20 protein-coding genes are annotated in these 20,994 nt (G+C 41.2%); 17 read left to right on the top strand and 3 right to left on the bottom strand.

The window, feature by feature from the left end:
- Nucleotides 1-12: 12 nt before the first annotated feature.
- Complete coding sequence (locus tag BLV55_RS11305) at nt 13-669, bottom strand: DUF1847 domain-containing protein (protein ID WP_093314505.1); 657 nt, start codon at nt 667-669, stop codon at nt 13-15.
- Nucleotides 670-962: 293 nt separating this feature from the next.
- Between BLV55_RS11305 and BLV55_RS11300 the strand changes: the two genes are divergently transcribed.
- The 15 genes from BLV55_RS11300 (at nt 963) to ppx (ending at nt 16,635) form a co-directional block, all read left to right on the top strand.
- Nucleotides 963-2,114, top strand: coding sequence for a double-cubane-cluster-containing anaerobic reductase (locus tag BLV55_RS11300; protein ID WP_093314503.1), 1,152 nt, complete (start codon nt 963-965; stop codon nt 2,112-2,114).
- Between the two features lie 17 nt (nt 2,115-2,131).
- A complete protein-coding gene (gene saoA, locus BLV55_RS11295) occupies nt 2,132-2,929 on the top strand; it encodes an ABC transporter ATP-binding protein SaoA (RefSeq protein WP_093314501.1) in 798 nt (265 codons plus the stop codon).
- Between the two features lie 28 nt (nt 2,930-2,957).
- Nucleotides 2,958-3,221 carry a thioredoxin-like (seleno)protein SaoT gene (gene saoT / locus BLV55_RS11290; protein ID WP_093314499.1) on the top strand — a complete coding sequence of 88 codons (264 nt, stop codon included), beginning with the start codon at nt 2,958-2,960 and terminating at the stop codon, nt 3,219-3,221.
- Nucleotides 3,222-3,223: 2 nt separating this feature from the next.
- Nucleotides 3,224-4,333, top strand: a complete 1,110-nt coding sequence (gene saoE / locus BLV55_RS11285; RefSeq protein ID WP_330386617.1) for an efflux transporter SaoE — start codon at nt 3,224-3,226, stop codon at nt 4,331-4,333.
- The gene (gene saoC, locus BLV55_RS11280; protein WP_093314495.1) at nt 4,320-4,790 is read left to right on the top strand and encodes a Cys-Cys-COOH (seleno)protein SaoC; all 471 of its coding nucleotides are present in this window, start codon (nt 4,320-4,322) and stop codon (nt 4,788-4,790) included. The genes saoE and saoC overlap by 14 nt, the downstream gene beginning before the upstream one ends.
- 104 nt (nt 4,791-4,894) lie before the next feature.
- On the top strand, nt 4,895-6,001 hold the full coding sequence (gene saoX, locus BLV55_RS11275) for an ABC transporter substrate-binding subunit SaoX (protein WP_093314493.1): 1,107 nt from the start codon (nt 4,895-4,897) through the stop codon (nt 5,999-6,001).
- A gap of 29 nt (nt 6,002-6,030) precedes the next feature.
- Nucleotides 6,031-6,879 carry an ABC transporter substrate-binding (seleno)protein SaoB gene (gene saoB, locus BLV55_RS11270; protein WP_093314491.1) on the top strand — a complete coding sequence of 283 codons (849 nt, stop codon included), beginning with the start codon at nt 6,031-6,033 and terminating at the stop codon, nt 6,877-6,879.
- Between the two features lie 8 nt (nt 6,880-6,887).
- Nucleotides 6,888-7,679, top strand: a complete 792-nt coding sequence (gene saoP / locus BLV55_RS11265) for an ABC transporter permease subunit SaoP (protein WP_242870117.1) — start codon at nt 6,888-6,890, stop codon at nt 7,677-7,679.
- 88 nt (nt 7,680-7,767) lie between these two features.
- Nucleotides 7,768-8,934: an ABC transporter substrate-binding protein gene (locus BLV55_RS11255; protein WP_093314487.1), complete on the top strand. Its 1,167-nt coding sequence runs from the start codon at nt 7,768-7,770 to the stop codon at nt 8,932-8,934.
- Between the two features lie 69 nt (nt 8,935-9,003).
- Nucleotides 9,004-9,834, top strand: coding sequence for an ABC transporter permease (locus BLV55_RS11250; RefSeq protein ID WP_093314485.1), 831 nt, complete (start codon nt 9,004-9,006; stop codon nt 9,832-9,834).
- A 32-nt stretch (nt 9,835-9,866) separates the two neighbouring features.
- Nucleotides 9,867-10,643, top strand: a complete 777-nt coding sequence (locus tag BLV55_RS11245; RefSeq protein WP_093314483.1) for an ABC transporter ATP-binding protein — start codon at nt 9,867-9,869, stop codon at nt 10,641-10,643.
- A 231-nt stretch (nt 10,644-10,874) separates the two neighbouring features.
- A complete protein-coding gene (locus tag BLV55_RS11240) occupies nt 10,875-12,443 on the top strand; it encodes a Ppx/GppA phosphatase family protein (RefSeq protein WP_093314481.1) in 1,569 nt (522 codons plus the stop codon).
- Nucleotides 12,433-14,592 carry an RNA degradosome polyphosphate kinase gene (locus BLV55_RS11235; RefSeq protein WP_093314479.1) on the top strand — a complete coding sequence of 720 codons (2,160 nt, stop codon included), beginning with the start codon at nt 12,433-12,435 and terminating at the stop codon, nt 14,590-14,592. The genes BLV55_RS11240 and BLV55_RS11235 overlap by 11 nt, the downstream gene beginning before the upstream one ends.
- Nucleotides 14,593-14,741: 149 nt before the next feature.
- Entirely contained in the window at nt 14,742-14,948 is a 207-nt protein-coding gene (locus BLV55_RS11230) for a tripartite tricarboxylate transporter permease (RefSeq protein ID WP_176968390.1), read from the top strand.
- Between the two features lie 169 nt (nt 14,949-15,117).
- Entirely contained in the window at nt 15,118-16,635 is a 1,518-nt protein-coding gene (gene ppx / locus BLV55_RS11225) for an exopolyphosphatase (protein WP_093314475.1), read from the top strand.
- Nucleotides 16,636-16,754: 119 nt separating this feature from the next.
- Here ppx and BLV55_RS11220 read toward each other — a convergent pair whose 3' ends face one another.
- Both BLV55_RS11220 and pyrB read right to left on the bottom strand, forming a co-directional pair.
- Nucleotides 16,755-17,183, bottom strand: a complete 429-nt coding sequence (locus BLV55_RS11220) for an aspartate carbamoyltransferase regulatory subunit (RefSeq protein WP_093314473.1) — start codon at nt 17,181-17,183, stop codon at nt 16,755-16,757.
- Nucleotides 17,177-18,112 (bottom strand): aspartate carbamoyltransferase, encoded by a 936-nt coding sequence (gene pyrB, locus BLV55_RS11215; protein ID WP_093314471.1) that lies wholly within the window; start codon nt 18,110-18,112, stop codon nt 17,177-17,179. Before pyrB ends, BLV55_RS11220 begins: the two co-directional genes overlap by 7 nt.
- Before the next feature lie 323 nt (nt 18,113-18,435).
- Here pyrB and BLV55_RS11210 point away from each other — a divergent pair, with 323 nt between their 5' ends.
- Together BLV55_RS11210 and BLV55_RS11205 are read left to right on the top strand one after the other, a co-directional pair.
- A complete protein-coding gene (locus BLV55_RS11210; protein WP_093314469.1) occupies nt 18,436-19,455 on the top strand; it encodes a PTS sugar transporter subunit IIC in 1,020 nt (339 codons plus the stop codon).
- A gap of 373 nt (nt 19,456-19,828) precedes the next feature.
- Complete coding sequence (locus BLV55_RS11205) at nt 19,829-20,989, top strand: DUF3798 domain-containing protein (RefSeq protein ID WP_093314467.1); 1,161 nt, start codon at nt 19,829-19,831, stop codon at nt 20,987-20,989.
- Nucleotides 20,990-20,994 lie beyond the last annotated feature (5 nt).

Here is a 20,994-nt window from a genome sequence, read left to right as displayed (position 1 = left end):
TAAAAACTCTCTTTATTTCATCAAACGCTTGTAATAGCCATCTAGCTGATAAAGCGGTGCCGCTGAATGATGACAGGTAACCCGGTCCTTCACTACCAAAGTAGTCATCGGGCTTTTAGAATGCATAGAAAACAATGCGTCGTGACCAACACAGAGTCCAATTAAAACATTAAAATCCGTTTGTTGTTCATTCAGAATAGAAGCCTGCAACACTGGGTTACACATAGCTTCGAAAGAACTTTCAGGGTGCACCCTATTTTCTGCCGGAATGCCGACAAGACTCTTATCGGCCGCTCCTACTTTGCAAAGTGCTCCAAAATGAGAAATCTTATGATGAGAAAGAAGTTTAGAAAAGGCTCTTGTTTCTTTGGATAAACCAACACAGGAAGCAATTCCTACCTTTTGATATTCCATTCGCTTGATAAACTCAATGGTTTCTTCAACTCTGGTAAGTTTTCCGTAAAACTGACCTTCGATTTCGGCAGCCGTATGCATCTTTTTCAGCAAAGAAGGGTTCTGGTAATAGGTCATCGTGTTGTTTTGGATATCTGATGATTGAAGCAAGCCAGTCACACATCCTTCCGGAAGTCCTTCAGAACCTTTTAAACAGGCTTTGGCAGTACATTGACAGCAACCACTTTCTTTAAGGGGATGATTCATTTTTGTCATAAAAGTCCTCCTTACAAAATAGACATCATTACAAGATTGACATCGTAGTTAAATGATGGATCCATTGCCTAGTATACAATAAAACCTTGGCACTGTCTAAGAAAGTGAGATAGAACCTATCAATCGGATTGCGGAAATAGATCAAAAAATTTTATTGGACATACGTTAAAAACTCTTTTAAGATGGTTAAGGGTTTTGATATCGAATCTTTATATAAAGGTATTGGAATCTAATAATGGATATAAAGAATGAAAAAACTTTCAAATACAAATGGAAAAGAAAAGAGGTAAGGGATGCAGCAAAGAGAACTGGAAGTGTTTCAAAACCTTCGTGGCGATAACATGATTCGGATAAAAGATATGAAAGAAGAAGGCAAGAAAGTAGTAGGGATTTACTGTGCTTTTTGTCCTTCGGAGTTGGTTTTAGCGGCAGACGCTATTCCTGTCAGTTTGTGCGGCACCAAGGAAGAACCGATTCCGGCAGCTGAAAAAGACTTGCCAAGGAACTTATGTCCGCTGATCAAATCTTCCTATGGCTTTGCAATAACGGATACCTGTCCCTTTTTCTATTACTCAGATGTTATTATTGGAGAAACCACCTGTGATGGAAAAAAGAAAATGTTTGAGCTGATGGAAAACTTAAAACCGGTACATGTCATGCAATTACCTCATCGAAAAAACAGCGATGCGTCCATGGCTTTATGGGTGGAGGAAATCCGGGAATTAAGAAAATATTTGGAGAAACAACTTCAGGTTAAGATTACAGACGACGCTATCTGGAAGGCGGTTGATCTTAGAAATCAGGAAAGAAGAGCAATCAAAGGAATTTGTGACCTGAATAAAATGGATCCGGCGCCTTTAACGGGCCTTGAGCTTCTTACGATTGTATGGGCAAAAGGTTTCAGTGCAGATAAGAATAGCTCCATTAAAATGTTAAATGAACTGAAGAGCAGCATCATGGGTGAAAAAAATGACCATCAGAAACTTCAACGGTATAAACCTCGTAGACCAAGAGTTTTGTTGACCGGCTGTCCAACAGGAATGGGAAGCGAAAAGGTGATCCGACTGGTTGAGGAACTGGGTGCTTCTGTAGTGGCATTGGAAAATTGTAGCAGCTATAAAACTTTAGATCTTTTGGTCAGTACAGAGAAAGAAGACCCGATTGAAGCTCTGGCTGAAAGTTACCTCAAGATCCCCTGCTCCTGTATGAGTCCCAATGAATATCGGTTTGAACTTATCGATTCAATGATTCAGGAGTTTTCTGCTGATATGGTGATTGATTTGACCTGGCAGGCATGCCATACCTATAATATTGAAGCTCATTATGTGGAAAAACTGGTCAAGGACAAAGGATTACCTTATCTGCATTTAGAAAGCGACTATTCGAATTCAGACTTGGAAATATTAAAAGTTCGAATAGAAGCAACGTTGGAAATGGTGAAGTGAAAGAGGAGTGTTAAAGGATGGAAAAGTTAAAAGCAGAAAAAATTTGCAAAACCTACCGGAACGGAAAAGAGATTAACAACGTACTAAAGGACATTGATATCACTATTAAAGAAGGTGAGTTTGTAAGTCTGTTAGGGCCTTCTGGATGTGGAAAAACAACGATGCTAACCATCATGGCAGGCTTTCAGGGAGCGGATTCCGGCTGCATAAAAGTGGAAGATACGGTTGTAACAAAACCAGGACCGGATCGTGCTTTTGTATTTCAGGGGTATGCTTTGTTTCCATGGAAAACGGTGAAGGACAACATTCTCTACCCAATGAAGCAACAGAAAGTGTCAAAAGAACAACAGGAAGAAAAGCTTCAGGCTCTATTGAAATTATCCAATTTAGAAGGAAAAGAAAATCTTTACCCTCATCAGCTCTCTGGAGGGATGAAGCAGCGTACGGCAGTAGCAAGAGCCTTAGCTTGTCAACCAAGTGTGCTTTTAATGGACGAACCCTTAGGAGCGCTTGATTATCAAATGCGACGCAAAATTCAGGAAGACTTGGAACGGATTTTTATGGAAGATAAGGTAACGGTGGTAATGGTCAGTCATGATATAGAAGAAGCTGTTTTTATGAGTGACCGAGTACTGCTGATGTCGACTAACCAAGGAGAAATCGTGGAAAATCTGGAAATTGATCTGGAAAGACCACGACGCCGTGAGCATAAAAAGTATAAAGAATACATTGATCACTTAACAGATCTTATTCAGGGAGCTGATGGCGAAGATAAGCGCAAAGAAGATTCTCAAAAACCAAAACTGGCCGTATAAGGCAGAGCCTAGAAAAGGAGTGGAAATAGTGGCAAAAGTGTTGGTGGAATTTATCAATACATGTCCAACCTGTGTTGGATATGAAGAAATGATTCGTAAAGCAGCCAAAGAAAAAGGCGATCAGGTAGAAGTAAAGATTTATTATGCTGGAAAAGATTATGATTATGTTCGTAAGTATGGAATGGTTACCAAAGGTACGATGATTATTAATGAAAAGAAAAAGTATGACCGCTTAAATCAAAAGACAATAGAAGATGCCATTAGTGATGCATTGAAGGCAGGCGAAGAGTAGTGTTGCCCTCATTTATAAAGGAAGTGTTGCTGGTTAGTATTGATTTATTGAATGGTGCTTCTGTATGGCTGGTTTTAAGCTTTCTGATTGCTGGTATGCTCCATCATTTCATGAGTCCAGCAAAGCTTCATCAAATGCTAGGCAATACAAAAATATCCTCTATTGTTCGAGCAACGGTTTCAGGGATGTTTTTACCCATATGCAGTTGTGGAGTAATTCCTTTAGGCATGAGTCTTTATTACTCTGGTGCCTATGTAGGGCCAACCATTGCCTTTAATATTGCTGCACCTATTATTAATCCAGCGTCTTTGATTCTTGCTTTTGGGTTATTGGGACCGGAAATTGCTGTTATTTATTTGATTGCTGGATTTACAGTGCCTATTATTGTAGGAGTTTTAGGGAATCGGTTGGCAGGGCCAGAACTATATTTGCCGGGGATGGAAACCTGTGGTGATGAAAGTCGGGTTTTGCTGGAAACAGAAGAAAAGGAACATTTTTTTCAAAAGCTTAAAGGTGGCATTCACTGGGGCTTTGCTGATATGGGTGCACAGGTCAGCAAATATGTGGTACCGGCGATGATTTTAGTAGCGCTTCTGTTTATGGCTGTGCCACCGTCGTTTATACAACAATATTTAGGAGCTCCCGGTGTAATTTCCATCGCTGGGATCGCTTTGTTAGCCTCCGTTATGTATGTTTGTGCAGTAGGGCATATTCCTTTTGTAGCGGCATTACTGGCAAGTGGTGCGTCACCAGGAGTAGCGTTAACATTCTTAATGGCTGGAACGGCTACAAACTTGCCAGAACTAATTAGCATGTACAAACTAATCGGGAAGCGTAGTGTGACCATTTATGCCGTAAGCTTATTTACCTGTGCTTTACTGGTAGGAAGCATTACCAATGCTCTGCTTTTACCGGGGTTTACACCGGTATTTGATTTGGCACGTAACCAGCAGACAATAGACTGGGCAGGCTACTTTATTTTTGCACCGCCCTTAGCTTTAAGGTATCTTGCCTCAGGAATCATCATATCCTTAGCGTTAAAGGTATATGGGGAAAAGATTACACGTTGGATACACCGAAGACAGGAGACGGCATGTCATGAAAATAGTTAAAACATGGTTTGCAGGTTTTCTAATCATTGTTCTGGTTGTAATGGCTGGCTGGAACTATTCCCAAAGAAAAGAGGTATCGATAGAGTATCTTGATCTTGCAACAACTCCGGCGATTGATCATTGGAGAAAACATTACGAAGAAAATGAGCTGATTCTCTGGGATCAAGAAGATTTAACGGATAATGGCAAGTTAGATACAGTAATTATTTTTAATGTGGGCCATCGAAAAAACAATGTGCTAGTGGTGATGGACATGGGCGATGAATTTGTTATGACGGAACCCATACCGGCACCTGTGGAAAATCAAGTGATCAAATTTCTTGACTTTGACAACGAACCGCCCAATGAGCTATACATCTCTGGTTCAAAAGGTCCACATGTGGGCCATGCGATTTATCGCATTGTTGATGATGAGTTAGTAGACCTATTCTCTATGGATATGTCTCTATGTTGCTAATGATGAGCTAATGCCTAAATGATGAGCTAATGCTTATGAGAAGAGAGTATTTTCTTAATGCATAGCTATCAGATATATTCTAAGAAAAAGATGGGGGACAGAAAATGAGTATGAGAAAGAGAAAAAGTTTGATAATGATGATTTGCCTATCCTTGTTGTTGGCAGCGTGCGGAGGAGGATCAGGAAGTGGAACGGATGACGGTGCCGCTAGTGGTGAAGTCATTGAAATTGGTTATTTTAATTGCGATATGATGGTGGCCTGTCCGGTGGCATACCATGCGGGTATTTACGAAAAATATGGACTGAACACGAATCTTACCATGACCAGTGATATTGGCGTATTAATGGCCGCTGGTCAGATGGATGTTGGTTATATGGGAAGCAATGCAGTAAACAATGCCTTGAATCAAGGTACGCCAATTAAAATGACGGCGTTTAACCACTTAGGAGGTTCCTATTACTTAGTAGGTTCTAATGAGATTGAAACCGCTCAGGATATGGTTGGAAAACGAATTAACATGGGTCCGGATGCTCACGAGGTAAATCCGGAATGGCGAATTATTGCTCATGATGCTGGTATTCCTTATGATCCAGCAGAGTACGAAGCTTATAGTATGTCTCAGAGAGATGCCTTTTTTGCTCTTGAAATTGGCGAATTGGACGGTGTTTTGGTTTGCGACCCTTTTATGTCTTTGGCAGAGCATCGAGGCATTGGTCATGAATTGGCTGTAAGTAGAATGCTTCCAGACGGAGATTGGGGATTTAAGACCTTATTGATTATGCATGATGATTTTATTCAAGAAAGACCTGAGGAAGCAGAAAAAATGCTACTGGCACATGTGGAAGCCATTCAGTACCTGTATACAAATCCAATAGAATCGGGAAAAATATTTGCAGAAGTATTTGATGTGCCGGAAGAAGTTGGATTCCGAACCATTTTTCAAAAAACCGTAGATGAAGGTCGCACTATGACTTGGGTTATCGATGATGAGCGAGTAGAACGGTATTACGATATGACACAAAATTATTTTGATATGTTAGAATGGCAAGACTTTACTCCTCAGGAGGAGTGGGTATACCATGACCTGCAAAACCAATTGGACTTACCGGACTTCGATGCTTTTATCACCGAAAAAGTTGATCCTTACTATCCGGTAGGCATGAGTTATGATGATTGGTTGGAGAAAGCCATGGAGTTATATGAATCATAATTCTTTCGTAGAAACAAGGACTGAAACCAATGACCTCACAGAAAAATGAATCTGTGAAAAATATTATAAAAAAGAGAATAGGAATCTTAATCCCTTTATTGATTAGCGGAATGATGTTATGGATGCACTTTCATTATGAAGCGGATATGCCAGACGGCAGCTTAATTCTAGGAGTGCCGGACGATGCCGGTGGGCTGGTGGTAGATTATCTGATCAATGAAAAGAATTTTCCTGTGAAACAGGAAGATGTGTATGGAATTCACACATTGAGAGATTGTTGCTCAAGCACGGCAGAATGGGCTTTGAGTGGAAATCGGATGCATATGGCCATTGTTTGTCCAGATGCGGCTCAGCGGCTCATTGAAAAAGATCCAAGATACCAAATCGTTGGTCCTGTATTGGCCAATTCGGATATGCTTGTAAAGCATCCTTCGAAGTCGGTGAAAAAAATAGGAATTACTCAAAATCGCTGGTATCAAAAGGAAATTATTGAAAAGCAGTTTGGGGAAGAAGTGGAAGTGGCAGCCATGCTACCGGCTGCCCTTCCCTATGCCTATGAAATGGGCGAAGTTCAAGGGATTGTTGTCGATATTACTCAAGGAATTTATCTGCCCGGAGAACATTTGCCTGGATATAAAAAATCAGAGCGTATTACCTACGTACTGATTGCACGAGATGGCATTATGGAGACTCAGGAAGCCCAGTTTTTTCTGGAGCTTTGGCAGGAAGCCATGGATGAACTTAAAGATATGGAAACATTACAAACGGCTATTGATCACTATATGAAAAAAGAAAAGACAGGAAAAGAAACGACAGGAAAGGAGGCGGAACAATGGATGAATTTAGGGATGAAGCTAATGAACCCGATGGAAAAGTAAAACAGGACATGTTTCCATCGATTATAGGTCGGTTTGATAAAGCTGGTGTCAAAGTAAATGGAACAAAACTCCACTGGTTAGGCAGCGTAGCTTTTTTATTTGTGATCTGGCAAGCAGCTTCCATGTATTATCAAAGCAACTTGTTGTTGCCATCACCCATGGTGACTATGATTGCTCTAGGCGATGCTATCACCGATCAGTCGGTCTTGCTCAATATGGCTATAACACTTCGTCGTGTGCTGTTAGGCTTTTTTTATGCCACTCTGATTGGATTACCTTTAGGTTTCCTGATGGGATACTCTGGAACCATTTTGAAAATATTCGATCCACTCATTAGTTCTATGAGACAAGTACCTATTATGGCATGGATTCCATTGGCAATTGTCTGGCTAGGTCTGGGTGACGGACCAACTATTTTCTTAATTGCAATGGCAGGGATCTTTCCACTGGTATTAAATACGATAAACGGAGTACAGAACATATCACCGGATTACTATAATGCGGCAAAAAGTATGGGCGCCGGCAAACTGAGCATCTTTACATCTGTAATTGTTCCCAGTTCAATGCCAGACATTCTAAATGGCATGCGGTTAGCGATTAGTGCCGGATGGATGTCTGTTATATGAGCGGAGTTCATTGCGACGAGTGCCGGGTTCGGCTACTCTATGGTTCAGGCACAGACAAGGATGCAGACAGATCGCTTAATTGCTCTGATGATTATGGCTGGTCTTGTTGGTTATATCATTGACCGCCTTATCATGCTACTTCAGCGTGCGTTAGTGAAGTGGAAATATGTCTAAAAATCAGAGCTGCATAAGGCGGAGAATGGTTCTTGAAGACCTGATGGAGAGAAAAAAAGGATCATAACCTAGATAGGAGATGTAACAAATGAGCATAAAATGGAAAGGCATATTGGCAATAATGCTATTAATAGCACTAGTTTTAACAGCTTGTGGAGGCAATGAAGGCGAAGAAACAGCGGAAGTGGTGGCAAATGAAACAGAGCAAGTGGAAGAAAGCGATGGGGAAGAAAAAGACCTGCCAACCCTAAATGTAGGATACATTTATAATGATCATAGCCTACCTATTATGGTGGCAGCACATAAAGCTGAGGAATTTAAGGAAAGAGGCGCTTACCTGGAAACTGTTATTGACAAAGAACGGTATCGGTTAATATCAGCAGAAGGAGAACCAGTGGCTAATCTTGAAATGATTGTGACCAATAGTGGTTCTGAAGCGGCCACTTTGTTTGCTCAGAATCAGTTGGATATATCCTTTTTCTCGATTACAGTTGTTATGTCGAATCGAGACCGGGATGTGCCGATTAAAGCGTTAGGGCCGATTCATACCGAAGGAAACTCGATGGTATTTCGAAAAGATATGGGTATTGGAAGTTGGGATGAATTTGAGCAATATGTGAAAGAGGCGGATGAGCCTGTTACACTAGGGTACTTGTCGCCTACCAGCTCAGTAACCATCATCACCAAAAGTGCTCTTGAAAAAAATGGTATCCACTATACAGAAGATCCGGATGATCGTGATGCGGATGTGCTTTTAGTAAACCTAAGAGCTACTTCCAATTACATGCCGGCACTAACAAGTGGTCAGGTAGATGGGTGGGTTGGACCGTCACCATTCCCAATGGTAGCAGAGTACGAAGAGGTAGGCATTAAAACAGCTGATACAAAAGATTATGCCCCTATCGGCCATTGGGTAGATTTTCCTTGTTGCTGTCTGGTGGCCAGTGAAAGTGCGATTGAAGCCTATCCGGAAGCGATGGCCGTTTTTGTAGAATTAATGGAGCATACGGCAGAATTTAGTAATGAAAATAGAGATGAAGCGGCTATTGTTGTAGCGGAATGGATAGGCATTCCGGAAGAAGCTGCAAAGATGTCAACGGTTCGTTATACGACAGTTCCAACAGAAGGTTGGATGCGAGGAACCGAAATTCTCTACCACTTCTTGGATGACAGCGATCATTTTGAAGGTGGCCTGGCAGGAATGGAGTTCGAAGAAGTGGAAGGAGAAATATTTGACTTTCGATATACTCAGTAGAGGGATAAAAGGGAAGAAAAGAAATCAAGAGAAGAAGAGAAATCTTCTTCTCTTACCAAGGAGATAAATATGAAATTAAGAACAGTAAGGCCATTAATTCTACCAGTGTTATTTTTAGTGGGATGGCAGTTATTAGCGGTTCGCATGGATAATATGGTTGTTTTGCCTCCGGTAGAAAGGGTCGGTGGAATCCTGCTAAATCCTACAGAACCACTGATTAGCCTGGGGTCTTTGGCAAATAATGTATTTACAAGTCTTTCCAGAGTGCTGATTGGATACTTTCTAGCGGCTTTTATTGCCGTACCGGTAGGCATTCTTATGGGGTATAAACCTCGATGCCATGATTTGTTTAGTAATTTTTTTGGTATTTTTCGACCGATACCCCCATTGGCTTGGGTTCCATTGGTATTAGCCTGGTTTGGAATTACTAGCTTAGCAAATTATATGCCGGTACAGTCTGGGTTTTTATACCTGCATTTCAGAAAAATACAGATTTCTATGGTGTTTATTATTTTTTTAGGAGCTTTTTTTCCCATGCTAACCAGCACGGTTTATGGTGTTCAAAGCGTTCCCAAAACCTTGGTAGAATCAGCTAAAACCTTAGGGGCAAAAGAAAAAGACTTGATCTTGAAGGTGATCATCCCTGCAGCTGCTCCGTCAATTATCAATGGAATGAGGACGGCGATGGGAGTTGCCTGGATGTGCCTTGTGGCAGCTGAAATGCTTCCGGGTAGTGTGGCAGGCGTAGGGTACATGATTTCTCATGCCTATTCCCTGGCAAGGACGGATATTGTGATAGCTGGGATGATTGCGATTGGTATGGTTGGCGCCTTACTAGACTATTTGTTTCGAAGTATTGAACGGTATAAATTTCGGTGGCTATACCGATCAGGTTCGTAACGTGATGGAAAGCTTGGAGAGGAGCAGAAAAAATGGAAGCATCTGTACTGAAAGCAGATAAAATACGGAAAAAATATATGAGTGAAAAAGGATTTTCGGTAACGGCTATTGAAGACTTTTCTTTATCCATATCGGAAAACGAGTTTGTCTCCATTCTTGGTCCATCAGGCTGTGGTAAATCTACTTTTCTCAGAATGGTAGCTGGTCTTGAAAATGGCAACGAAGGTTCGTTGACCTATAAAGACAAAATCATCAAAAAGCAACATCCGGAAATAGGGATGGTTTTTCAAGATTATTCACTATTGCCTTGGAGAACAGTGCTGGACAATGTTGTTCTAGGGCTTGAGTTTGAAGGTATAAATAAAAAAATGCGCTACGAAGAAGGACTGAAATACTTAAAAATTGTTGGGCTGGAAAATTTTTCTCAAGCCTATCCTTATGAATTGTCAGGTGGTATGCAACAACGGGTTGCGATGGTAAGGTCATTAGTAAAGAAACCCTCATTATTGTTAATGGATGAACCCTTTGGAGCTTTAGATGCACACACAAGAATGATTCTGCAAAAGGAATTGTTGGATATATGGGAGAAGGATAAAAAAACGATCCTGTTTGTAACCCACAGTGTAGATGAAGCCATTTATCTTTCCGATCGGGTGATTGTGATGAGCGGCTCACCGGGTACTGTTAAAGAAGTTATTCCGATTGAGTTGCCAAGACCGAGAGATCGGGGAGATGCTTCGTATGGAAAACTACTCAGCCTTCTTATCAGAATGCTGGGAGAAGAATATAATAAAGTGAAGCCTGCATAATATTGCTAATTCCCTCCCCTTTTATAGGAACCAGGTAATCTATTTCGATACCTGGTTCTTTTGTATCAAAATATATAGAAAATAAATGAAATATTTTTATAGAAGCAAAGAAAAAAAGGGTATTAATAAAAAATATACAAAAACAGCCTTAAACCGCCATTGATAGTGATAGAGATATCAAACGATTAATGATAAAAGCAACTAAGAATAAAAACGAAAGGAGCAGCACCCATGAATCGAAAACGAAAACCCACGGTGATGAGTGCCATTGACATTGGCTCCTACTCTCTTAAAATGAGAATTGTTGAAGTGGATGAAGAAGGAAATACCAGACTCTTAGATCGGGTTACTCACCCGGCAGCTTTAGGAAAAGATACGTTTTCAACAGGCAAAGTAAGTTACGAAACCGTAGAGCATATCTGTGAAATCCTAACAGGGTTTCAGCAATTAATGCAGGAATATGGCTCTCGTCATTATCGTGCCTTAGCCACCAGTGCTATTCGAGAAGCAGAAAACAGAGAGTATCTGATTGATCAGATACGATTGAAAACCGGGCTGAAAGTGGAAGTCATTAATAATGCCCAGGAACGATATTTAACCTATAAAGCAATCCGGGAAAACCTGCCAGATCATCAAGCCATTCGTGAAGAAGGGGTCCTAGTAGTGGAAGTGGGATCAGGGAGCATCGAAATGACCATCTATGATAGGGGTTCCATGCAACTAACCCATAACATCAAATTAGGGCATTTAAGGCTGAGGGAAGTGTTATCAGATCTGGAAAAACGAAGCCTTGATTTTCCACGGCTATTGGAGGAATATATCGAAAGTCACTTAGATGCTATCCAGCATATTCACCAAGACTATCCAATCCGCCATTTAGTAGTATTGGGAAGCGAGATGAAAGCAATCAACCGTCTCTGTAATGATCCAGATTCTCTGGAAAACAAAAATACGATTTCAATAGAAGCACTTGAAAAGCTGTTTAAGGAAGTGCAGGAAAAGCCGGCTGAATTTATGGCGGATACCTATCAAATATCTATGGACCTGGCCTCTATTCTTTTGCCCTCGCTGATGATCATGAAAAAGTTCTTTCAGATGACGGAAGCGACACAATACTATACCCCATTGGTATCACTGAGTGACGGAATCGTTTCTGACTTTATCGATCAGCGTTTTTATACAGAGAGGCTGAAAGAGTTTAATAAGGATATTCAGCAACAGGCAATGAATTTATTAAAAAAGTATCATGGTGATGAGAAACATGCCTTGGATGTGGAAGAAAAAGCGGTCCTGTTCTTTGACGCACTTAAAAAAACCCATGGGATGAAAGAACGGGAAAAATTCCTTCTTAAGTTGGCCTGTAAACTACATGATATCGGGAAATTTGTTAACCTGAACCAACATTATGAGCATTCCTATACCCTTATTAAAGCATCGCCTATTCTGAGCCTCTCTGAAGAAGAGTTAGAAATGGTTGCTAATGTTTCAAAATACCACAGCAGTCGGACACCTCGCAAAGACCATGATTCTTATCTTCGTCTAAAAGGAAAAGACCGGGTAACTACGGCTAAACTGACAGCCATCCTTCGGTTGGCAGACGCCATGGATCGGAGTCATCGCCAAAAAATTTACGATGTAAAGGTAAGGCAGCAAAACAAAGAAATGGTTATTTTAGGGATTGCTGATGTGGACACCTTATTGGAAGAATGGACATTTGAAATAAAATCTGAATTTTTTCAAGAAGTTTTTGGTATAAAACCTACACTTAAAGTGAAAAGGAGGCTAACGAATGGAACTTAGACCGTCCAAAGAGAATACAAAGCCCTCTGATCAATATGATAGCCATCATTTTATTAGTCGTGAGCTTAGCTGGCTGGAGTTTAATCATCGGGTAATGGAAGAAAGCAGGGATAAAAACAACCCCCTCTTTGAAAGATTGAAGTTTTTAGCTATTGTGACATCGAATTTGGATGAATTTTTCATGGTACGGGTAGCCTCCTTGAAAGACCAGGTGAATGCTGGGTACCAAAAACCAGACCCTGCCGGATTAACACCTAAACGACAGTTGAAGCATATTTCCCAACGGGTTCATCGGATGGTGAAAGATCAGTACAACACCTTTAATAAAAGCCTGAAGCCGCTCTTGCAAAAGGAAGGTTTTTATTTGTTGCGACGTGACCAAATTTCAGCCGAACAACATGGATTTCTGGAAGATTATTTTAAAAAAATGCTCTATCCGGTTTTGACACCAATGGCCGTAGATTCCAGTCGACCATTTCCTCTCATTTTGAACCGAAGCTTAAACATTGCGATGTTGGTGCAGGGAGAAGAAGCCACAACACCTACTTTTGCCACCGTTCAGGTACCGTCAGTCCTGCCACGGGTCATCGAACTTCCGCCAGGAGAATCAGGAAGAAGCTTTATAATGCTGGAAGAAATCATCATGCTTTTTGCAAACCGTCTTTTTTCCGGACATCAGGTACTGTCGGCGGCACCTTATAGGATTACCCGTAATGCGGATCTGACTATCGAAGAGGAAGAAGCGAAAGACTTATTAATGGAAATCGAAAAATCCATTAAACGAAGACGATGGGGTGCGGCAATTCGATTGGAAATAGATGCCGGGATGGAGGAGGCACTTCGGGACTTCTTGCAATCAGCGCTGGAAATACATAAAGGTGAAATATACCTTATTAAAGGCCCCTTAGACCTTAGCTTTCTAATGAAAATAAATAAAATAAAAGGCTTTGATCATTTATTGTTTGAACCGACAGAGCCTGTTATGCCCATTGAATTTACAGGAGAAGAAAGTATTTTTGACATTATTGCCAAAGGGGATCGTTTCCTCCATCATCCTTATGATAGTTTTCAGCCGGTAGTGCGGTTTGTGCAAGAAGCCGCCGCCGATCCAAAGGTATTAGCCATTAAACAGACCCTGTACCGGGTCAGTGGAGATTCGCCGATTATTCAAGCCTTGGCTGAAGCCGCTGAAGCCGGAAAGCAAGTGACGGTACTGGTAGAAGTAATGGCACGCTTTGATGAAGAAAACAACATCCTTTGGGCAAAGAAACTAGAACAGGCTGGATGTCACGTCATTTATGGGTTGGTTGGATTAAAAACTCATTCGAAAATTATTTTGGTCGTTCGTAAAGAAGAAGATCGGATTAAAAGGTACTTACATCTTGGGACGGGCAATTATAATGACAATACAGCAAAACTTTATACGGATATGGGACTGTTAACTTGTAATGAATATTACGGAGCAGAAGCTTCAGCTTTTTTTAACATGTTAACAGGGTATTCGCAACCACCGGATTTGTATAAATTGACGGTAGCACCCTTAAACCTGCGACAAACCTTTGCTCGATATATTCGGCGGGAAGCAGAACATGCCCGTCAAGGTAAAAAAGCAGCAATTATTGCCCAGATGAACTCTCTTGTGGATCCTCATATTATTACAGAGCTTTACGATGCTTCTCAGGCTGGTGTTAAAGTAAAGCTTCTGGTAAGAGGAATTTGTTGTTTGCGGCCCGGAGTAGAAGGGGTCAGTGAAAATATTGAAGTGCGAAGCATTGTGGGAAGGTTTTTAGAACATCCAAGAATTTATCGGTTTTACAATGACGGCGAAAAAAATATTTATCTGTCCAGTGCTGACTGGATGACCCGGAATCTGGATCGGCGGGTAGAGTTAATGTTTGAAATAGAAAATAAATCACTGAAAAATAACCTTGAAAAAATCTTAGAAATTATTTTTTCAGACACGCAAAAAACGAGAATACTCGGCGCTGATGGGCTTTATAAAAGAGTTGACCGTCGGGGAAAAATAAAACTCAATGCTCAGGAATACTTTTGTGGCCGCGCAGTAGAAAAGAACAAACAGGCCAGAAAAAAAGAAGAAAATAAAGAGATAGGCGAACCAATTACTTCCAGTGAGGACATTGCAAAGTAGTATAGATAAACAGAATGAAAAAACGAAAACGAATAGATATAATTAATTTTCAATAAGTGGATCCCTGTGCTATGAGAGTGAGAGTCACTATGTTGGAAATAGTTGTACAGTCGGCATCTATGGTCTTTGCTTGGTAAGGGATGTTGTTTATGTGCATAGGTTTGGCATTGGGCGCTATACCGAGTCTTGGCACATCCGTTGGGATAAGGGTGCTACTTCCGTTGACTTTTGGCGTGGAATCCGTAGGAGCAATGATTTTTCTAATTGGTTTGTATAAAGGCTCTTTGTTAGGTGGTTCCATTTCAGATATTTTATTAAACACGCCTGGTACAGCTGGTGCAGTTGTTACGTATTGATGGATACCTGATGCATCAAAAGAGGCAAGGAAAAAGCTTCTCGAAAAGAATGTCTTAAGGCGAAACCAATAAAGACATGTATCGAGAAGCTTTTTCGTGGTAAAATAGTAAGCAAACGAGAAATGAGATAAAAAACAGATGATCAAAGTGACCGAAAGGACATAAAACCATGAATAAAAAAATTGCGGTGATTGACTTAGGTTCTAACTCTATCCGAATGCTGTTGATGAAAGTGTATGAAGATGGCTCCTATAAGATGTTAGACCAGGTAAAAGATATGGTGCGGCTTAGTGAAGGAATGGGGGAAGAAAGAACTCTAAAACCCCTTCCAATCAAACGGACCATGAAAACCCTGAAATTATTTCGGAGACTACTTCAGGTGCATCAGACAGATTATGTTATTCCTGTTGCGACGGCGGCTGTTCGGTCAGCGGTAAATCAAAAAATGTTTTTGGAAAAAGTAGAAGCTGAAACCGGTTTTCAGTTTCGGGTCATTACCGGAGAAGAAGAAGCTTATTATGGATATATGGGTGTTATTAATACCTTACCCGTAGAGCGAGGCATTACCATTGATATTGGAGGTGCCAGCACGGAGATTGGCTGGATTGAAAAGGGCCAGTTGAAAGAATCTGTTTCTTTGGATTTTGGAGCCGTTACCTTAACAGAAAAATATATTGGCCGGGAAAATATTTCAGAGGAAAAGGTGCAGGAAGTAGAAGCTTGCGTTGAAAAAGAACTGGAAAAGCTGGAATGGCTCACAGCGCTGAAACATTATCCGGTGGTGGGGCTAGGCGGTACGATTCGGACTTTAGCCAAGATGGATAAACATAAGATTGGATATCCTTTGGAAAGTTTGCATAACTATCAAATGACCTTTGCAGAAGTGGAAGATGCTTATGGGAAGGTAACGACAGGAACGGTGCCGGAAATAAGAAAGCTGCCTGGTATTAATAAAGATCGGGCGGATATTATTGCAGCAGGGTTGGCTCCGGTTCATGCCATTATGAAAAAACTCAAAACCGATAAATTGGTGATCAGTGGTCATGGGGTTCGGGAAGGTGTGTTTTTCGAACAATACTTAAAAGAGATCCAATACCCCAAACCGGTATTGGAGGACGTTTTATTTCATTCTGCCGATAATATTATTAAAAATTTTGGAATGAACGAAAAACATTGTCATCGGGTTAAAAAATTGGCCTTGGCTCTTTTTGATCAGACTATGGAACTGCATAAAATGGGAGAGAAAGAACGGAAGTTGTTGGCTGTTGCGGCCCTGTTTCATGATCTGGGAATGAGCATCGACTACTATAATCATCATAAGCACGGTTTCTATCTGGCGCTGAATGTGCGGGTGAATGGACTGAGAAATTATGAACGAGTGATGGTTGCTTTTCTGGTAGGATCTCATCGGGAAAGCAACCTGAAAGAAGACTGGAAGCAGTTTGATATGCTGGTGAAGGAAGAAGATATGGAGAAAGTAGAAAAACTGAGCCTGTTTTTGAAAATAGCCGAGAAATTAGATCGCAGCGAATATGGAAGCGTGGAAGATCTGGCCTGCTATGTGACAAAGGAAGATGTGCAAATTATGGTAAAAGCAGAAGATCAACCAGAATTAGAAGTTACCAGTGCGATGACCTATCAGAAAGAGTTCAAAAAAATGTATCACCGAAAACTAATTATTGTATAGCTTGCAATGATGAATGATTAAAGATGAATTGAAAGTCAAAAGAATAGAAATCTGTAACCACAAAGGACATAAAGGGGCGCGAAGAAAATCAACTCCGCCCCCTCTGTTCCTAAGGAGGACTACAATTTGTACTCCGTCAGCGTCCCACAGTAAGAACATTTATATCGAATTTTCCCATTAGGCACCAGCGTAAATTCAGGTACAGCACAATCATCTACCCCGGTGATACACCGGGGATTTTTGCATTGAAAAAGCCCTGTGACAACCTGCGGTAAACCTGCCAGCTTTTTATCGATAATTTCTTCGTTTTCAATGTAATTGACAGTGATTCCTGGATCGATCAATCCTAAAATTCGAAGATCTACCGTTAGATCATCCTGGATTTTAATAATGTCCTTAGAACCTCTTTTACGACTTTTAACGTGCATAAGAAGCACAGCTTGAGCCTGATGACGGTCCAGGCGCAGCTTTTCAAAAATCCTAAGTCCTTTTCCTGCCGGAATATGATCAATAACAATTCCATTTTTAATGGCGGTTACTTCTAGCATGGTAACTTCACCCCCAACACAGCACATATTAATGCCATCCGTATATAAACACCCATTTTCGCTTGATCGAAGTACCTGGCACGAGGGTCTTCATCTACATCATACTGAATCTCGTTAACCCTTGGCAGTGGATGCAGTACCAGTAAAGAATCTTTAGCAGGAGCCAGTTTTTCTCTGGAAAGAATAAAGCTGTCTTTTAACTTTACATACTCTTCTTCATTGAAAAAACGTTCCTTTTGAATACGTGTCATATACAAAAGGTCAATTTCTGTAATGCAATCTTCCAGTTGACTGGTTTCAGTTACCTTTACTTCGTACTCTTCTAACAGTTCTTCTTTTAAGTGGTAAGGAATCCGAAGTTCTGGTGGCGAAATCAGAAAAAATTCCATACCCGGAAAACGACTTAGAGTTTTGATTAAGGAATGGACTGTGCGGCCAAAGAGAAGATCGCCGCAAAAGGCAACTTTAAGGTTTTCGATCTTGCCCAGATATTTCTTTAAGGTAAGAAGGTCGGTCAGGGTTTGGGTAGGATGTTGATGACCACCATCTCCTCCATTAATCACCGGTGCTGTTGAGTATTCTGCCGCCAGTCTTGGTGCACCTTCTCTTGGATGCCTCATCACTAAAACGTCAGCGTAATCATCTAATACCCGGATGGTATCAGCTAAGCTTTCACCTTTAGAAGCACTACTGGTAGCGGCATCAGAAAAACCCAGTACTCGTCCGCCAAGTCTAAGCATTGCGGATTCAAAGCTTAGCCTGGTGCGAGTGCTGGGTTCATAAAATAAAGTGCCTAGGATTTTACCATGACAAGCATCAGCAAAAATAGCAGGATTTTCATACATCTTAAGGCCTAGGTCTAGCAATTCAGTTAATTCAGTTACGCTTAAATCACGGGGATCAATCAGGTGTCTTCCTTCTAGATTCAAAAGAATGCCTCCTTTGTGTCCCTTTTCCGGCAAACAAAAAGCCTTTTCGTTCCGAGGGAACAAAAAGGCAGACAGGTCGTAATGTCTATTGCGGAATGCCTTTCTAGCCTCACGGGACCAGATTAAAGGGATAAACAATTATTTTTATTAGAATATCATGGGAGAGAAGAAAGGTCAAGTCCTAATGATAGGATTTAAGACAAGAAAAGATGTCTATTTTTTAACAAACAGGAAAAATCTATAGAGAGTCTGGTAAGATACTTATTAATGAGTGATACAAAGTGTTTTGGCAGGAATACCAAATAATATGGAGGTGGCAAGAGATGAAGGAAGTAAAAGCGTTTTTAGCAAAAAAACAGGTTGTTTTTTCCTTGAAACGATATGGAATAGAAGCATTAGGAGCGATGGCGCTTGGTTTGTTTGCATCATTGATTGTTGGTTTAATTCTTAACGTACTTGGTGAACAATTAGGTATTATGATTCTGGAAGAAATGGGTAGCCTTGCTATGAGCATGGCAGGACCGGCTATTGGCGTTGCTGTTGCCTATGGTTTGAAAGCACCGCCGTTGGTACTGTTTACGTCAGCCGTAACAGGGATGGCTGGTTATGAGATGGGTGGCCCAGCGGGTTGTTTTGTGGCAGCGGTTGTTGGAGCGGAATTTGGAAAATTGATTGCTGGAGAAACTCGAGTAGATATTGTGGTAACACCAGTTACTACCATGATTACAGGTGTATTAAGCGGTATGTTTATAGGACCTGTGATCGGAGGGTTGATGGTGCAGTTAGGAGCCCTTATCATGGCGATTACGGAAATTCATCCCTTACCCATGGGTGCTTTCGTAGCCGTAATTGTGGGGATGACATTAACGCTTCCTATTTCCAGTGCGGCTCTTTGTATTATGTTAGAACTTAGTGGTATGGCAGCCGGTGCAGCAACCGTAGGATGCTGTTGTCAGATGATCGGTTTTGCTGTTTCTGGCTATAAGGATAACGGGATGGGGGGCTTAATATCTCAGGGACTAGGAACATCTATGCTACAGATTCCCAACATTGTACGCAATCCCCTTATATGGATGCCGCCTACTTTTGCTTCAGCTATCATTGGTCCCTTTTCGACCACGGTTTTTCGCATGGAAAATGTGCCTACCGGCGCTGGCATGGGAACCAGCGGACTGGTCGGGCAATTCGGAACCGTGGAAGCCATGGGTATGAGTGGTGATGTGCTGATGAAAATAGGTCTTCTTCATTTTTTTCTTCCGGCGGTGGTGACTTATACCATCTACAAAATCATGTGGCAAAAGGGATGGATTAAGGATGGTGATATGAAACTGGAGCAAAAATAAGAGGAATCTTGGTATAGGAGGATTTGATAAAGCGGACACCATTAAGAGTGTGAACAATTTTCGGAAAATGATGAAATGATTCAAACAAAAAAGAACAAAAACAGAAATTCGTATAATAAAAAGAACATTGATGCGATAAAAATTGTCAGAATAAAAATATTGCTTGATATTTTTGAATATTTCAAGTAAAATTGTAAGTGAGACGTGTTTAACATATGATATACATCAGTGCTGAGGAATAGAGAAAAGAGGGGTTCATAGGGATTGTAGAGCGATGTATTCTCTGTTAAGGATCTGTTTGTGGCACAGATAATAAGGTGTATATCTGAATGAATACGTTCGTGGGGTAACCATAATAAAGGGAGGAATGTAAATGAGAAAGACATTAGCACTGTTATTAGCAATGATGATGGTTTTTAGTCTTGTTGGATGTGGTGGTTCCGAGCCAGCGGCAGAACCGGCGGAGGATGGCGGGGAAACGGCTGATGCAGTAGAAGAAACGTCTTCTAATTACAAAATTGGTATTATGACAGGGACAGTTTCGCAAGGGGAAGAAGAATTCCGAGCAGCTGAAAACATGAGAGATAAATATGGTGATATGATTGTTTTATCGACCTACCCAGATCGGTTTATGCAGGAACAGGAAACGACCATCACTAATATGATGGCAATGGCTTCAGATCCTGATGTAAAAGCCATTGTAATGGTACAGGCTGTTCCGGGAGCGGCGGCAGCCATTGCTCGGGTAAGAGAAATCAGAGATGATATTCTGATTGTCTTAGGGGTACCTGGTGAAGATCCGGATGTTATTGCGGACTATGGGGATGTTATCATTCAGACCAATGACTTAGCAAGAGGCCCTCAAATTGCGCAACAAGCTCAGGAAATGGGCGCTGAAGTGCTGGTGCACTATTCTTTCCCAAGGCATATGTCTTACGAAATGCTGGCTTCCAGACGTGATTTGATGAAAGAAGAAGCGGAAAGAATTGGCTTAACTTTTATTGAAGAAGATGCTCCGGATCCAACCGGTGATGCTGGTGTTCCGGGAACGCAACAGTTTATTATGGAAGATGTGCCAAGAAAAATTGAAGAATTTGGAAAAAACACAGCTTTCTTTGGAAGTAACTGTGCGATGATGGAGCCAATGATCCGTCAGACCGTTGAGCATGGTGCCTTATATCCAGTGCAATGCTGTCCATCTCCTTACCACGCACTACCGGCAGCCCTTGGTATTTCAGTATCAGAAGAGCAAGCGGGAGATTTGGATTATATCATTACTGAAATAGGCAACAAATGTGCCGAAGCGGATATGCAAGGACGTGTAGGAACTTGGTCGGTACCAGTGAATATGATGTACGTAGAAGCTGGCGTTGAGTATGCTATTGAATATCTGGAAGGCAATACAGATGGTAAAGCGGATGCGGCTGTGTTAACTTCTATTATGAGCGAAATTGCTGGTGGCGATATCGAATTGTCTAATTATGAGGGATACGATCATTTCTTCTTATACTTAGGAGCACCAATTATTTTCTAAATGAA

Source organism: Tindallia californiensis (assembly GCF_900107405.1).
In the GTDB taxonomy this organism is placed as follows: domain Bacteria; phylum Bacillota; class Clostridia; order Peptostreptococcales; family Tindalliaceae; genus Tindallia; species Tindallia californiensis.
This window is presented reverse-complemented; position numbering and strand designations above follow the sequence as displayed.